Below are 14,769 nucleotides of genomic sequence, written 5' to 3'. Positions count from 1 at the left end.
AAAGAGTATTCTCATTTTGAGAATACTCTTTTTTATTGTCTAAATTTTCACTATGATTTTTCCTAAAGAATCGCGACTATAAAGTTTTTTTAAACCAGATATAAGTTGGTTGAAAGGTAAAACTTCTGTGATATTTGCATCAATTTTTTCTGTGCTTGCTAATTCAAGAAGTTCCAAGGCCATTTTCCCAAGATCTTTTTTTTGATTGATAGAAGTACTACTATGAGCACCGCCTAAATTCAAAGCACTAATTGTTAGTCCTTTTTCAGATAAAATATTATTATCTGAAAAGTTTGGAACGTTGACAATCGAAACTAGTTCACCATTGTAAGCAAGTCGTTCAGTAACATCCAAATATGTTTCATTTCCACCAACTGTGTTCAAAATGAGATCCACTCCAACGTCATTTGTGTATTTATTGATTTCTTCACTTACATTTTCATGTTTATAATCAATTATCTTATCTGGAGAGAAAGCTGTAACAAAGGGTTTTTTTGATGATGACACAGTGGTAATTACATCAAGTCCTTTTAACTTAGCTAATTGTAACGCAATAGACCCAACACCACCGGCACCAGCGTGGATTAAAATATTTTTTTTACCAGTGAGATTCATTTTTCTGAAGATGGCTTGATAGGCAGTCATTGCTCCACATAATAGTGCAGCGGCTGTTTCAAAAGTTACATTTTCGAGAATCTTTGCTAGACTGTAATCAGGGAAAATCGCATATTCGGCAAACGTTCCATCTTTTTGGAGATTATTATGGCCAGCAACACGGTCACCAACTTTGAATCCTTTAACGTTTTCTCCAACAGATACTACTGTTCCAGCAGCATCAAGACCAAAAATATGTGGATATTCGAATGAAGATAAAGGTTTTTCAATTAATTTATAATCAACCGGGTTTAGTCCAATGCTATTAACCTGTATTAATACTTCGTCTTTTTGAGGATTAGGTACTGGCATTTCATTAAGCTGAAGATTATTTAGACCTTCTTGATTATTAGAATTTAGAGTATAAGCATACATACAATTGTTCCTCCGATTATATATTATTCATTGTATTGTTATGCCATTATAGTTTAATAAAATAGAAATACTAGTAGGCACTTATTAGTGCCTTAGGAACTAGAGAGTAAAAGAAATATAGGGGAAAGATATGAAGAAAAATTATGATCATTCAATTGGAGTTACTGTAGATATCATTGGAGGTAAATGGAAACCATTAATTTTATGTCAGCTAGGTAACGGAGTTATGAGAACGGGAGAATTAAAGAAACAGATCCCTAATATTTCACAAAAAATGTTAACTCAACATCTAAGAGAATTAGAAGAAGATGGAATAATTACTAGAAATATTTATTCACAAATACCTCCCAAAGTTGAATATGAATTAACAGATGCAGGTCGGTCGTTACAAGAAGTTCTTATTGCAATGTCTCAATGGGGTGTTACTCGAATAAAAGAAATTAATGAGACTGGAAAGAATATCACTTTAGAAGATGAATGTTTTTCAGGATTCTTGAAATATTAAAACACTCAAAAAGTGGATATAATAATGTGAAACATGTGAATGAATTATTAACCATAATTATTTTTTATAGGAGATACCAATGTGAATAAAAATAAAATTAGATACGCTATATTGAAAATTATTGAGGCCAATTCGGAGACTAGCGACTTTAGTGAAAGATTAGAAATTTTAGACCAAGAAGTATCATTCACTAGAGAGGAATTAGTTACACAATTGAATTACTTACAAAGAGAAGGTTTTTTAACGGGATTAATTCATGGAGATGATACGGTTATGTCGACTAGGGTTGCTGAAATAACCTCACAAGGAGAACAATATTTAAGGGATAACTCAACTTTAAATAAACTATTTAAAACAGCTAAAACTACTAAGGACTTTCTAAGTTAACAAAAACACCTCTGAAATTAATCAGAGGTGTTTTTGCTGCAATATATTGGGCATACTGGGATCGAACCAGTAATCACGGATTCAGAGTCCGTAGCCTTACCATTTGGCTAATGCCCATTAATACAATAGTTATATTATAGAATTATCAAAAAAGTTGTCAATAAGTTATCGTTGAAATATCAATATTTAATACGCTTACAAAAAAGATGCAATTTTTTTAGGAAAAAGGTATCAAAATAGCTGTTCTCTATTATAATGTAATTATCAAAAAGGAATAACTCTAAACGGGGTGAAATGATGGAATATAATAAGTCGGAATTAAGTGCTTGTACAAGTATCTTAATTGGTAAAAAAGCAACTCTTGATGGTTCAACCATCATCGGCCGAAATGAAGATTCGCAAGCTTCATGGCCCAAACATTTTGTAGTGAATGAACGACGACAGTCATCACAAAATGAGAAGTTCATTTCTAAAGCTAATAAATTTCAAATAGAACTACCAAAAGTCCGATTCAAGTATACATCTACTCCTGAATGGACTACTGAAGAAGGTCTGTTTGAAGAAGATGGATTCAATGAATATGGAGTAGCAATGAGTGCGACAGAAAGTGCTTATTCAAACGAAGTAGTTCTAGGTGCAGATCCTTTAGTTGAAGACGGTATTGGTGAGGAAGCAATGATCACAGTTGTTCTTCCTTATATCAAAACTGCTCGTGAAGGTATTACTCGACTAGGTGAAATTGTTGAACAGTATGGAACTTGTGAGACTAACGGGATATTGTTTTCTGATCAAGATGAAGTTTGGTATATGGAAACAGGTTCAGGTCATCATTGGGTAGCGCAACGCATTCCAGATGATTGCTACGCAGTAGTTGCTAATCAGTTGGCTATTCAAGAAATTAATTTTAATGATGACAACAACTTTATGTACTCTGACGGTATTGAAGATTTTGTTACAGATAACAAATTGAATCCTAATCCAACAACTTTTAATTTCCGCAAGATATTTGGCACACAAACAATGGCGGATGAACATTATAGTACACCGCGTGTTTGGTGGGGCCAGCAACAATTTTCTGGAGTTACTGATGAATCACCTATGAGTGAAGAACTTGATTTCATCAAGAAGCCTAATCGCTTATTGAGTGTGAACGATGCCAAGATGTATCTTAGTTCTCATTTTGAAAAAACAGAATATGATCCTTTGAATGAATCGGATAATAATCATCTATTTAGACCAATAAGTTTGGCCAAAACTCAAGAATCACATGTTTTACAAATAAGACCAGATATGAAACCTGAAGTAGCTTGTGTGCAATGGCTAGCTATGGGTGTTGCTGCTCAGAGTGTATATGTTCCATTTTATATGGGTATTACTGATACACCGGATGAATATAAAATCGGAAAACTTCCATACGATGAAAAATCAGCTTATTGGACTTACAAATTAACTAGTGTTTTGATCGATGGACATTACAAAGAATTTGGCAAAAAACTTCAAGAAAAACAAAAGAGTATCAACATTACATTAGCCAAGAGACTTCGCGAGTCTGATGCTAAAGCAACTTCATTAGATGATGAGCAGTTAGCAGAGTTCTTAACAAAAGAAAGTAGTGATTCAGCTGCTATAGCTTTGGCAGAGTACAAAGCCATGATTGCTGAGATTATCACAGAATCGACTGATTTTTCTAAACTTAATTACAAGACTGATTTAAATTTATAATTATCGAAAGTAGGACATAAGAATGTCAGATACAGAATATTCGCCGAAGAAGACCATCCAGTTAGGAACATTAATTATGATGATCTTTACTACAATTTTTGGGTTTGGTAATACACCAATAGCCTTTATGCAGATGGGATATGCAAGTATCATTTGGTATATCTTTGCTGCAATTTTCTTCTTTTTACCTAGTGGATTCATGATGGCTGAATATGGTTCAGCGTTTAATGAAGCCAAAGGGGGTATTTATTCTTGGATTGATGGAGCAGTTGGACCAAGAACAGCATTTATTGGGACATTCATGTGGCTAGCATCTTGGGAAACCTGGCTAGTTGCTACGGCGTCAAAAATTTGGATTCCACTTTCAACTTTCATAAGTGGTTCTGATAAGACACAAACTTGGTCATTTATGGGACTAGGTTCAATGCAAGTTATTGGGTTACTAGCAATTTTATGGATTATTTTTGTTACTTTCTTTGCTAGCAAAGGTATTAATTGGATTTCAAAAATCTCATCATTTGGTGGAACAATGATGATTGCCATTAATATTCTTTTCTTCTTGCTAAGTATCTTCATCTTAGTTGCTTCTGGATTCCACACGGCCGAACCTGTTCATGGTATTCAAACATTCATTCATAGTGCTAATCCAGCATTTGCTTCACCAATTGCTATGATTAGTTTTGTAGTGTATGCAATATTTGCCTATGCTGGTATGGAATCTATGGGTGGAATCACCGATAGTATGAAGAATCCTAAACGTGACTTCCCACGTGGAATTTTAATTTCTACATTAGTTATTGCTATTTTATATGCCTTCTCAATTTTCTTGTGGGGTGTAAGTGCCAACTGGAATGAGATTGTTAATAGTGAGGGAGTTAACTTAGGTAATATTACATACGTAATGATGAATAACCTGGGAAATACTTTCGGACATCAATTAGGTTTGAGTTCTGCTACTTCAGCAATAATTGGTGAATGGTTTGCTCGTTTTGCCGGATTAGACATGTTTATTGTCTATACCGGATCATTCTTTGTTTTAATATACTCACCAATTAAGTCATTTATTTTGGGAACTCCTAAAGATTTTTGGCCTGAACATGTAACTAAATTAAACAAAAACGGAATGCCTGCTAATGCTATGTGGTATCAAGCTACATTAGTTGTTGTACTTATCTTTGCAATTTCATTTGGTGGATCAACAGCACAAGCATTTTATAATGTTCTTACTCTGATGGGTAACGTTTCAACAGCTTTACCATACCTATTCTTAGTAGGAGCTTATCCATTCTTTAATATGAACAACAAAATTAAAAAACCATATGTATTTTTCAAAAACAAATACTTCATGTGGACGGTTGTTTCAATTTCATTTATAGTTTTAACACTAAGTATCCTCTTTACATGTGTTCAACCATTGCTTGATCATCAATGGCATGATGCTTTCTGGACAATTTCTGGACCAATTATCTTTACTATTATTGCGATAGGATTGTACAGCAGATATGAAAGAAAACATAAAATAAAATTAAGCTAATAAAAAAGCACTCACAATTGTGAGTGCTTTTTTGATCTAATTATTTGATTGGATGTTTATCTGTAAGTGCAATTACTTGTTTAGCAAGTTCTGATAATTTAGCTTCATCATCATGATATTTAATAGCGTCTAATATGATGTGGCCGATCTCTCGACAATCATCTTCCTTGAAACCACGAGTAGTGATAGCAGGAGTTCCAATACGAAGTCCGGATGTCTGTCTTGGAGGTAATGGATCATTTGGAATGGCTTCTTTATTGGTTGTGATATGAATACTATCTAGCAAGTTTTGGAGTACTTGACCATTCATATCTGTTTTTCTAATATCTAGGATAAAGAGGTGATTATCTGTACCGCCTGTTAGGACGTGAATATTATCGGACTGATCGAAGACTTCAGCCATAGCTTGAGCGTTCTTAATAACTTGTTTGGAGTATGTTGTGAATTCAGGCTGTAGGTCTTCACCGAAGGAAATTGCCTTAGCAGCAATAACATGTTCTAATGGACCACCTTGTGAGCCTGGGAAAACTGCAGAGTTTAGTTTCTTACCTAATTCAGCCTTGGCAAGAATCATTCCACCACGAGGTCCACGTAATGTTTTGTGAGTAGTAGTTGTGACGATATCGGCGATACCGATAGGAGATGGGTGCAATCCAGTAGCAACTAATCCAGCAATATGAGCCATATCAACCATTAGTAATGCCCCAACAGAATCGGCAATTTCACGGAATTTATTGAAATCAATAATTCTACTGTAAGCAGAAGCACCAGCAACAATTAATTTAGGTTGAACTTCAGTAGCGATTTTTTGAATTTCTTCATAATCTAGCCAACCATCATCATTAACTCCATAAGAATAGAACTCATAAAGCTTACCTGAAAAGTTTACTTTAGAACCATGAGTCAAATGACCACCAGCATCAAGTGACATTCCTAATACTTTATCACCTGTTTGAAGAATGGCTCTATAAGCTGCTTCATTGGCTTGTGATCCTGAATGAGGTTGTACATTAACATATTCTGCATTAAAAAGTTTTTTTGCACGTTCAATTGCTAGAGTTTCGATTTCATCGATGTAATCACAACCACCGTAGAAACGAGCACCAGGATACCCTTCGGCATATTTATTGGTTAGAACTGAACCTTGTGCATTCATAACATCAGCTGAAACAATATTTTCTGATGCAATTAGTTCAATATTGTTCTGTTGACGCTTTGCTTCTTTTTCGATAATACTAAAAATTTCATCCATATTGACACCTCCAAATATTTAATAAATTTATTATATAATAAATTTATTGAATTATCTGACTATTTCCATTTGAATAATCAATTTTCACATTATCTTCAATATTAAAGATATAAACATTAAATTTTATAGCGTCGCTACCTATAGATTGAGCTTTCATTTGAACACCGCGAGCAACTAATTCATTACCACGGTAAATGGGACGAACTTGATAACGAATATATTTATCGGGATTATTTTTCAAAAAATAAGCAATATCCATTTCGTAATGGTTCATACCTGGAGAATTCAGACTACGAGTTCCTGTCATTAAGTTTTCAAGGTTATTATTTTGGCCAGTTAATTGAAACCCAATCAAATGACTACGATTATAGAGCCAGTCATTATTTACACGTTTATGCTGATAACCAGTAGGGTCAACGGTTAGACGTTTGCGTTTTTCGGTTGGCATGAGGTCTTTGTTAAGCAAGGCGTTAGCGATAGTGGCTCTGCCCAGAGAATCCAAATCTCCATATTCTTGCCAAGAACCATTAGTAGTTGATAAATCTTGATTTGAAAAGTTAGGATCATTATTGTTAATTATTAATTCTTGTTCATTACTATATTCTAGTTTTGCAAGATCTTGATACTCACTACCAGTATTAACCCTTTGCTTGCCTGTAGTTAAGCCAGTTGAGTCTTGTTGATTATTAGAATTTGTATTATTATCCGGTTTATTAACGACTAATGAGAATATCGTTAGAATAATAATTATTATAAGAGTGCTTGGGGTTAGTTTGTAACGTTTACGTTTTGCCAAAATGTAATTCCTATCTTAATTTATTTTTTTATATTAATTATTCATGAAGTTCAATAGGGAGGTTGTTAGGATCCCAGAAGAATACCATTTTTTTACCAGTGAAATCATCGACTCTTAATGGTTCAACTTTAACACCTTGGTTAATTAGGTAATCAATATCAGCTTCAATATTTGTTGTTTTTAATGCAAGGTGACGGAGACCTAAAGCTTCGGGGTTTGATGTTCTATTAGGAGCATCAGGTTTAATAAATAGTTCTATTTCTGTATCGGCATTCAATTGTAAATCAAGTTTTATATCACCTTTATCAGAGCGATTGTTTTCACGAATGATTTTAAGCCCAAGAATATCAACGTAAAAATGACGAGCAGTATCATAATTGTTAGCAATAATAGCGATGTGATGTATGGCACTAAAATTAGGTTTCATAAAAATCTCCTAGTTAATTAATAGCAATATCATATCAAAAAAAGCCTGACATCTGTCAGACTTTTATTTGAACCAAATTGCAATTTCTCGTTCGGCAGATTCTACACTGTCAGAACTGTGAACAACATTTTTTGTAGCTCCCGCATTCCATGAGCGACCAAAATCACCACGGATGGTACCTGGCAAGGCCTCGTCTGGCATAGTAGCTCCAGCCATCTGTCGCATGGCTTTAATAACATTGGTACCACTAATAACCATAGCGACGATAGGGCCTTCTTGCATATACTTCATCATATCTGGAAAATATGGTTTATCAATTTTATCGATATAATGATTTCTAAGTTCATCTTCGGTTACATTGATAACTTTTAGCTGTTCTATTGTGTATCGTTTATTTTCGATACGAGTAATAATATCACCAACATGCCCTTGGCTTACACCGTCGGGTTTTATTAAAATTAAAGTTCGCTCTTCTGACATATAGACCTCCACTTATAATCTTTATAATATATTTATATTATCACTTATATTAGATAAACTAAACTGATATTTGATATAATTAAAGCGTATTAATAGGAGGATAGACATGGATCAACAATTAGAATTGTTAGATTTTTTATATAATCAACAATATAACGTTATTTTTGAACCACAACGTTATAGTAACCAAATTACAATTGCATTTGCAGTAGCTTTGATTCCAAGAAACTTAGAAAATGTTTTTCCTATCATGAGATTACATGTTGCAAGAATTGATGATTCAATCTTAGAAGAAGCAAAATCAAAAATGAAGTTCATTATTGACCGCTTGAGTGAAGAACATTCAGATTATAAAGATATTTGGATAACTACTTCTAATATCAAAGATCGTCATTTAGCAATGGTAGAAATCTCTTTTGAATAAAGAAAGCACTGATTTAATAATCAAATTATTTCAGTTTGTTTTATTAGCAGTATTAATAGATGTGATGTATCACATGACAGGATTAGACTTCCTAGTTTTTTGTTTGATGGCTTGTATTTTGTATTGCCTTTTTCTATTGGGGTTATTTATATTCTCAATTTTAAAGAAAAACCGCTAATTTAGTTGACCTGGATATGTTATAACGGTAACATAACTAATGTATTTTGCCCGTTGGTCAAATGGTTTAAGACGCCACCCTCTCAAGGTGGAGTTACGGGTTCGATTCCCGTACGGGTGATAGTTAAAACATTATAGAACACAGATAATCGTGTAAGACGTTGGTCTTATGCGATTTTTGTTTTTTAAGAACACTATAAAACACAGATATATTTTGCATTATTTTTGCACTATTTTGATGATTTTTAGATGATTTAAAAAATGAGTGCAAAAAAATTGCTGTATCCTTTGATAATAAAGGGATACAGCAATTGTCGATAGTGCAAAATGCTTATTTTAAAGGGATTATCTTGTTTTTAGGGGTATCAATTAAATCATGGCCGAAATCATTCATAACAAATTTATCGTTTTCAGCATCCATTTTATGAAAGACATGTCCGTACGTTCTGTCTAATTCTTTAATTGAAGCATGACCCAAGCGCTTAGCAATATACCATGGATCACGATGGCGATAGATTAGTAGGGTGGCGTGGGTATGTCTCATGCCATGCATGTTGATACGTTTAATATTTAATTTTTTAAGTAATCCATGAAGATTCTTATTACATGAATCATTTTGTAGATGAAGACCTTCATTGGTTAGAAAGAGGTAGTCATTATCTTTAATATTATTTGATATAAGAGACTGTTCTCTTTCTTCTAACATATACTCTAGATGATTCATAAACGGTTTAGAAACAGCAATAATTCTATCTGATGAGCCATTACCTTTGGCTGATCCTGATTTCTTTTTCCTTTCAATCCACTGACGTTGAATTGTAATAGTATTTTTTTTGAAATCTAAGTCAGAGACTTTAACTCCACTTATTTCTGAGAATCGACAACCTGTTTGTAAAGCAAATAGGGCAAATTCCATATACAGACGATTGTAGTTAGCTTCTTGGTACAAGTATTGTAAAAGGGTTAAGTAATCTTCAAACTCTAAGTATTTTTCTTCGGCTTTGACGGGATCATTACCAGTTACTTCGATGTGTGCACATATATCACGAGTTATTATTCCGTCGTTAATAGCGCTAGTTATTGTTTGGTGTAAGTGCTGGAATAGTTTCTTAGATGTTGTAATAGCGTGGTGTTTGCCAAACTCGTTCATATATTTTTGGATATCAGCACGAGTTATATTAACTAATTTGCGACCTTTGAATTTACCAAGTATCTTCTTATATGAACCTTCATAAATTTCTTGAGTTCGTTCTGATTTTGAAGATTTATAAAGATCTATAAATTCCCTCATGTATTCGGGTAGGGTAATATCTTGTTTAGATAATTCTATACCAGATGCTTCTTTACCTTTCCATTCTCGTTCAAAGTCTAGTGCTTCAGCTTTAGTTTTGAAATTTCCATTTTTGGTTCTAAACTCTCCACCGACTTTAACCGAAACTCTAGCTTGCCATTTTTTGTTTGGTAACTTTTTTACTGACATATTTATTTTCTCCTTAATTTAGGGTACAAAAATAGACGTACCAACAAGTACGCCTGATATGTTAAAATTAAAGACGTACATTATTGGTAAAACAATGTGTATCTGCAGTAGCACAACTCAAACTTTGGTCGGTGGGGTTGTGCTTTTTTATTTCCTAGGTTGAGAGTTAAACTCGGTCAAGTTATTGTTGTGATTATTTGTTTTCTACAGATTTTTGTCTGAATGAAAATACACATGCAATAATTAATAAAACAATTGCTGGGAATGCTGCCCAAGCTCCTAGTAAATAGATACCGTTACCGATGATTCCTAGAATAGGTCCTACAATTGAAATATTAACTTTCTTACTACGAACTAGAGAAATAATATTAAGAACTAAACCAATAATTGCCATAAATAATAAGAATGTTGCCATGCTATCAGCATTACTACTATCGCCACTGAATGCTGCACCCATGATTAAGAACCAAGAAAAAAAGAATAAAATTGTATTGACAATATCATCTATTGCTGTCCACATATTGATTTTAAGTTTCATTAGAAACCTCCGTAAATATAATTTCAGCTTTTTAAGTCATCAGTTTTTGGACATTAATAGTTAGCTATTTAACTGTATATTCTTTAGTAGCTATAGTGTTAAAGCCTTCATCAGAAAATTTAAGTTTAACAGGTGCATCATTAACTAGAGTATATGATGCAACACCTTGAACGGTTTTTCCTGGAAGAACAGAATCACTTGTCATTACATCTTCACGCGCTTGTTCCAATGAATTTGCGTTTGCATCCAATCCAATAGTTCCTGGATCTAGGCTCTTATTAGAATTTTTTGTTTTTTGTGTTGCATGAACATAAACATACCAGTTGTTATCAGCCATCATATCGATTTCTTTTTTTGTATTATTTTTAAAATCAAATTCAAAAACAATTACATTTTTTCCATCTTCTGCAGATGGCATTTTCTTAACTGCAGTAATTGTATAAATACCTTGTTTGGTTGTAAAAGTAGTACCATCGAAGGTCCATTTACTTTGTTTTTTAGTTTTATTTTCAACTTTTTGTGTTCCCTTATCTGTTTTATCGGAATCACTTGTTGAGCTACAAGCTGTTAATGAAACAATTGTTATTGCTAATAATGCTAAAGATAATAATTTCTTCATAATAATAGTACTCCTTCAATTTTCATCTTTTATAGTCGATAAGTTTTTTGGACTTATTATTACTTCTTCTTTATATTCAACCCAGTTCTTAAATTAAAATGGTAACCCTTATGGTCAAATTCAAGACCATATTTAGTTCTGTAGTTTTCAATCGTTTTCCATAGAAATTCAATTGATACTTCGAAATAGTCTGCTAATTCCTGTGGTGTATCAATTCCCACGTCAGAGCAGGCTGTTAAACTATCTAAATCTAATAGTAAGAAACATGATCTACGTCTTGCTTGGTACTCTTGCTTGCTGTTTTTAATATCCTTTAAGTTAAGAATATTTCCAGTAGACGTTTCATAATGAGCTATTTCTTCGGCTAGTGCTTCCGTTTGTTTCTCAATAGACCTATTGGAATTAATAGTAACTTCTTCACCTTCAACAAGACCCCCAAGTCTTTTTGGCATTGATTCAAATTCGTAAGAAAGCATGGGATATGCAACCATAAGGCTTTCCATTCTATTCATATATATTCCTTCTTTATTAAATTAATTGTATAAAAAAAGCCAACTTCGTTAGAAGTTGACTCTTTATAAAAGTGGTTCACAACATCGTTACCAGAGGCTCGATGAGGCAAGGGCGATTAAAAACCATAATGGTTTACCTTGATTCCATATTTATAAGTTATAACATTTCCATGTTAGAGTCAACCATTTTAGAGAATATTTCATATGCTTTTATTAAATCTGGACAATCTTTATAGTAACGAGAGTTCCTTTTTGCACGTTTCAAAAAGTCTCTACATTTTTTTATACTATATGCTTGAGTTTTCTTGCTGGTTAATTTCGAGTGTAGATAGAACAGGCACATTAAATCATGAATTTTTCTATCATGCAGATTAGAAATAGGTATTCGATAATTTCTATTATTAGTTTCTTTTACTTCTCTAGATACACGAGAAATATTTTCTGTTTCTTTGAACAAATTTAAGGTTAAACAATTATTATGTGCAGAAGCATTTCTTAGATTTTTAACAAATTTAAGTAACTCATTTACAGCCTTAACACCTTGAAATTTAGTTTTTTGATAATAGAATTCAGAAAAAAAACAAAGCGTTCCAAAACTCATATTTTCTAGAAGTACCCATATAGCAGGATTGTCGTGATGCTTAGCGTGCATTCCCTTACTACCACTAGAGTATTTGTTTGCTTGAACGTAATTCATCGTTTGATTGTAGCCAATAGGATTGTCTTCTTTAAATTCCTGAACAATTGAATATCCGTCTTCACGTTCGTCCTTAGCAATAAGATCAAGAATTTTAGTTTTAACGACATGCTCAATATCTAAACTCATATCTAATATTAGATATCTTAATCGAGCGTCAATTGTTGCTAAATCCACCAAGTAGGCAAAGTCTAAATCTATATAACTTCCATTATTCTTCTTGAAATTTTTTCGGTAAGCGGTCAACTTAAAATAATAGTTTTTATTTTTTAAATAGTTGACCGCTTCATCTCTGCTAATAATGTTAAACTTTATATTTTTGTTATTCATTATTGTTAACATTTCGGGATACAGTGCTTTTCTTTTTCCCATAGTCTGATCCTTATTTTCTAGTTTTCTTTTTGAATTCTATGTAGTCTAAAATATCTTGTATTTCTTCTTCTGTTGCATCGTCGTCGATATGGGCTGCTAATAAAGACAGATTATCATTCGTTGGTGTAGATTCTTTATAAGTCGTATCGATATCACTCTTACCAATATTAAAAGTATCTGCAATCTTTTGCAAAACGCCATGAGAAGGTTTTGATCTAAGATTTAAATAATCACTCATAGTACTCTTACTTATCCCCACTTTTTCAGCAAGTGTTGTTTGATTGAATGGACTTTCAAGTAAATATTTTTTTATATTAGCAGCAATTATTTTTCTTTGCTCTAATTCTTCTTTAGAAATTTCTTTAGCCAATTTTCAAATCCTTTCCTATAAGGTATAACGAAATTATAATACGAAAAATTCGAACTTTCAACCCTAAAATACGAAAAAAACGAAAATATTTGTTGACAGTACGAAATAAACGTACTAACATATGTTTTGTAGAAAGGAGGTTGCATATGAGATCACTTGAAGAGTTAAGAAAAAGTTCTGGTCTATCACAAGTTGAATTAGCTGAAATGTTAAATGTATCAGATAGGACGATATATAAATATGAGAATGATTCAACTAATATTCCAAATAAATTGCTTGATAAATATATGAAAGCTTTTGAAATTAAGTATGATGATATTTTTTTGGGCGATAAGTACGATTATTACGTACTAAAACAAAACGAATTAAAGCGTAATTTAAAAGTTTGTTAAAAAAAGTAGGTGAATAACAATGCAAGCAGAAGTTGAAATTCAATTGTCAATAATTGAAAAAATTCTTCCTGCAGGATATCGGGTAATAAAAGAAGAATCTACTATATCTGCTCAATGGAATTTAATTCAATTAGCTAGATATATGCATAGAAGTCAGGACTGGGTTAAAGAAAACTTTTTATATCCATTTAGAAGATTCTTAGATATCAATCAGGGGGGATTCATAAAATATTCAACGGGTTCAGGCAGCCCATGGGAAATGCCTATTGACGAAACAAAACAATATATCAAAGAACATTACAAAGATATTTTTGGATAGGAGATTGTGGAATGAAAAATTTATACGACAGATTCTGTTGGTATTGGGGTTTTGATGATGAATATTTCATTAATGTATTAACCGCAATCGGAATATTCACATTATTACTAATTGCAGTTTTGGCGGTGTGATATGTGGTTATTAATTTTAATACCGTTTTTGATAGCAGATATTTGGTACGACAAAAAGAGGAAGGAGATTGAAAATGCCAGTAATTACCAATGACAGATTCGAAGAATTAAGTGTTTTATCAAATGAAATTGTAAAAATAATGCTGACATCAAAAATTAAATTTTCTGAAGTCAGCACAGTGAGTGAGATGGTTGAAGATAAAATATTTGATTTAGAGGCAAAACCTAGAAGTTCTGACGAATGACTTCTTGAGCTGATTTAACCAATATATCTTGAATAAACTGATTTTTACTTGGATTTGACTTGGAAATCGAGGTTGCTGCCATGGACATATTATTAATTTTAAATTCCTCGACTAAGGAGGTGATGAAATTGATTGTAAGCAATAAAAAAAGACACTAAGCGTTGCAGCGCAAGGTGTCCGATAAATAAGAAATACATCTATACGTGAATTATACCACGAAATATGAGGTATGAAAAATGGACGAAGATACTTATTGGTCTCAACAATTAGACGAATATCTAAAAGATGATGATCAAAACGAAGATTTACAACTAGAACGTGAAGATTACGAATATGAAAAATCACAGGAGGAAATTTAATT

The 14,769-nt window shown here is 32.7% G+C and carries 20 protein-coding genes and 2 tRNA genes; 10 read left to right on the top strand and 12 right to left on the bottom strand.

The window, feature by feature from the left end:
• Nucleotides 1–39: 39 nt before the first annotated feature.
• Nucleotides 40–1,029: a zinc-binding dehydrogenase gene (locus tag RD055328_RS04660; RefSeq protein WP_244087639.1), complete on the bottom strand. Its 990-nt coding sequence runs from the start codon at nt 1,027–1,029 to the stop codon at nt 40–42.
• Between the two features lie 130 nt (nt 1,030–1,159).
• Here RD055328_RS04660 and RD055328_RS04655 point away from each other — a divergent pair, with 130 nt between their 5' ends.
• A complete protein-coding gene (locus RD055328_RS04655) occupies nt 1,160–1,534 on the top strand; it encodes a helix-turn-helix domain-containing protein (RefSeq protein ID WP_244087638.1) in 375 nt (124 codons plus the stop codon).
• Between the two features lie 81 nt (nt 1,535–1,615).
• Nucleotides 1,616–1,921, top strand: a complete 306-nt coding sequence (locus tag RD055328_RS04650) for a YjcQ family protein (protein ID WP_244087637.1) — start codon at nt 1,616–1,618, stop codon at nt 1,919–1,921.
• Nucleotides 1,922–1,967: 46 nt separating this feature from the next.
• Here the strand turns inward: RD055328_RS04650 and RD055328_RS04645 are convergent.
• Nucleotides 1,968–2,038: transfer RNA gene (locus RD055328_RS04645), tRNA-Gln, on the bottom strand.
• 180 nt (nt 2,039–2,218) lie between these two features.
• Here RD055328_RS04645 and RD055328_RS04640 point away from each other — a divergent pair.
• A complete protein-coding gene (locus RD055328_RS04640; protein ID WP_244088143.1) occupies nt 2,219–3,643 on the top strand; it encodes a C69 family dipeptidase in 1,425 nt (474 codons plus the stop codon).
• A 22-nt stretch (nt 3,644–3,665) separates the two neighbouring features.
• Nucleotides 3,666–5,177 carry a glutamate/gamma-aminobutyrate family transporter YjeM gene (gene yjeM, locus RD055328_RS04635; RefSeq protein ID WP_244087636.1) on the top strand — a complete coding sequence of 504 codons (1,512 nt, stop codon included), beginning with the start codon at nt 3,666–3,668 and terminating at the stop codon, nt 5,175–5,177.
• A 40-nt stretch (nt 5,178–5,217) separates the two neighbouring features.
• On the opposite strand, the gene glyA is transcribed toward yjeM, so the two are convergent.
• The 4 genes from glyA to ndk form a co-directional block, all read right to left on the bottom strand.
• Nucleotides 5,218–6,429 (bottom strand): serine hydroxymethyltransferase, encoded by a 1,212-nt coding sequence (glyA, locus tag RD055328_RS04630; protein ID WP_244087635.1) that lies wholly within the window; start codon nt 6,427–6,429, stop codon nt 5,218–5,220.
• 43 nt (nt 6,430–6,472) lie between these two features.
• Nucleotides 6,473–7,225: a DNA/RNA non-specific endonuclease gene (locus RD055328_RS04625; RefSeq protein ID WP_244087634.1), complete on the bottom strand. Its 753-nt coding sequence runs from the start codon at nt 7,223–7,225 to the stop codon at nt 6,473–6,475.
• A 37-nt stretch (nt 7,226–7,262) separates the two neighbouring features.
• Nucleotides 7,263–7,652 carry a VOC family protein gene (locus RD055328_RS04620; protein WP_244087633.1) on the bottom strand — a complete coding sequence of 130 codons (390 nt, stop codon included), beginning with the start codon at nt 7,650–7,652 and terminating at the stop codon, nt 7,263–7,265.
• A 63-nt stretch (nt 7,653–7,715) separates the two neighbouring features.
• Nucleotides 7,716–8,132: a nucleoside-diphosphate kinase gene (gene ndk / locus RD055328_RS04615; RefSeq protein ID WP_244087632.1), complete on the bottom strand. Its 417-nt coding sequence runs from the start codon at nt 8,130–8,132 to the stop codon at nt 7,716–7,718.
• Between the two features lie 106 nt (nt 8,133–8,238).
• Between ndk and RD055328_RS04610 the strand changes: the two genes are divergently transcribed.
• Both RD055328_RS04610 and RD055328_RS04605 read left to right on the top strand, forming a co-directional pair.
• Nucleotides 8,239–8,556, top strand: coding sequence for a hypothetical protein (locus RD055328_RS04610; protein ID WP_244087631.1), 318 nt, complete (start codon nt 8,239–8,241; stop codon nt 8,554–8,556).
• A gap of 225 nt (nt 8,557–8,781) precedes the next feature.
• Nucleotides 8,782–8,854: transfer RNA gene (locus tag RD055328_RS04605), tRNA-Glu, on the top strand.
• A gap of 210 nt (nt 8,855–9,064) precedes the next feature.
• Here the strand turns inward: RD055328_RS04605 and RD055328_RS04600 are convergent.
• The 6 genes from RD055328_RS04600 to RD055328_RS04575 form a co-directional block, all read right to left on the bottom strand.
• On the bottom strand, nt 9,065–10,213 hold the full coding sequence (locus RD055328_RS04600; RefSeq protein ID WP_244087630.1) for a site-specific integrase: 1,149 nt from the start codon (nt 10,211–10,213) through the stop codon (nt 9,065–9,067).
• Nucleotides 10,214–10,406: 193 nt separating this feature from the next.
• Complete coding sequence (locus tag RD055328_RS04595; RefSeq protein WP_244087629.1) at nt 10,407–10,751, bottom strand: transporter; 345 nt, start codon at nt 10,749–10,751, stop codon at nt 10,407–10,409.
• Between the two features lie 64 nt (nt 10,752–10,815).
• Nucleotides 10,816–11,370 (bottom strand): DUF5067 domain-containing protein, encoded by a 555-nt coding sequence (locus RD055328_RS04590; protein ID WP_244087628.1) that lies wholly within the window; start codon nt 11,368–11,370, stop codon nt 10,816–10,818.
• A 59-nt stretch (nt 11,371–11,429) separates the two neighbouring features.
• Nucleotides 11,430–11,873 carry an ImmA/IrrE family metallo-endopeptidase gene (locus tag RD055328_RS04585; RefSeq protein ID WP_244087627.1) on the bottom strand — a complete coding sequence of 148 codons (444 nt, stop codon included), beginning with the start codon at nt 11,871–11,873 and terminating at the stop codon, nt 11,430–11,432.
• Nucleotides 11,874–12,039: 166 nt separating this feature from the next.
• On the bottom strand, nt 12,040–12,951 hold the full coding sequence (locus RD055328_RS04580; RefSeq protein WP_244087626.1) for an Abi family protein: 912 nt from the start codon (nt 12,949–12,951) through the stop codon (nt 12,040–12,042).
• A gap of 10 nt (nt 12,952–12,961) precedes the next feature.
• Nucleotides 12,962–13,321, bottom strand: coding sequence for a helix-turn-helix domain-containing protein (locus RD055328_RS04575; RefSeq protein WP_244087625.1), 360 nt, complete (start codon nt 13,319–13,321; stop codon nt 12,962–12,964).
• A 146-nt stretch (nt 13,322–13,467) separates the two neighbouring features.
• On the opposite strand from RD055328_RS04575, the gene RD055328_RS04570 reads away from it, so the two are divergent.
• The 4 genes from RD055328_RS04570 (at nt 13,468) to RD055328_RS07290 (ending at nt 14,767) form a co-directional block, all read left to right on the top strand.
• The gene (locus RD055328_RS04570) at nt 13,468–13,713 is read left to right on the top strand and encodes a helix-turn-helix transcriptional regulator (protein ID WP_244087624.1); all 246 of its coding nucleotides are present in this window, start codon (nt 13,468–13,470) and stop codon (nt 13,711–13,713) included.
• A 19-nt stretch (nt 13,714–13,732) separates the two neighbouring features.
• Nucleotides 13,733–14,032 (top strand): DUF771 domain-containing protein, encoded by a 300-nt coding sequence (locus RD055328_RS04565; RefSeq protein ID WP_244087623.1) that lies wholly within the window; start codon nt 13,733–13,735, stop codon nt 14,030–14,032.
• A 205-nt stretch (nt 14,033–14,237) separates the two neighbouring features.
• Nucleotides 14,238–14,408: a hypothetical protein gene (locus tag RD055328_RS04560; RefSeq protein ID WP_244087622.1), complete on the top strand. Its 171-nt coding sequence runs from the start codon at nt 14,238–14,240 to the stop codon at nt 14,406–14,408.
• 236 nt (nt 14,409–14,644) lie between these two features.
• The gene (locus RD055328_RS07290; RefSeq protein ID WP_279593916.1) at nt 14,645–14,767 is read left to right on the top strand and encodes a hypothetical protein; all 123 of its coding nucleotides are present in this window, start codon (nt 14,645–14,647) and stop codon (nt 14,765–14,767) included.
• The last annotated feature ends 2 nt before the right edge of the window (nt 14,768–14,769 follow it).

The sequence above is a fragment of the Companilactobacillus sp. RD055328 genome (assembly GCF_022835675.1).
In the GTDB taxonomy this organism is placed as follows: domain Bacteria; phylum Bacillota; class Bacilli; order Lactobacillales; family Lactobacillaceae; genus BQUT01.
This window is presented reverse-complemented; position numbering and strand designations above follow the sequence as displayed.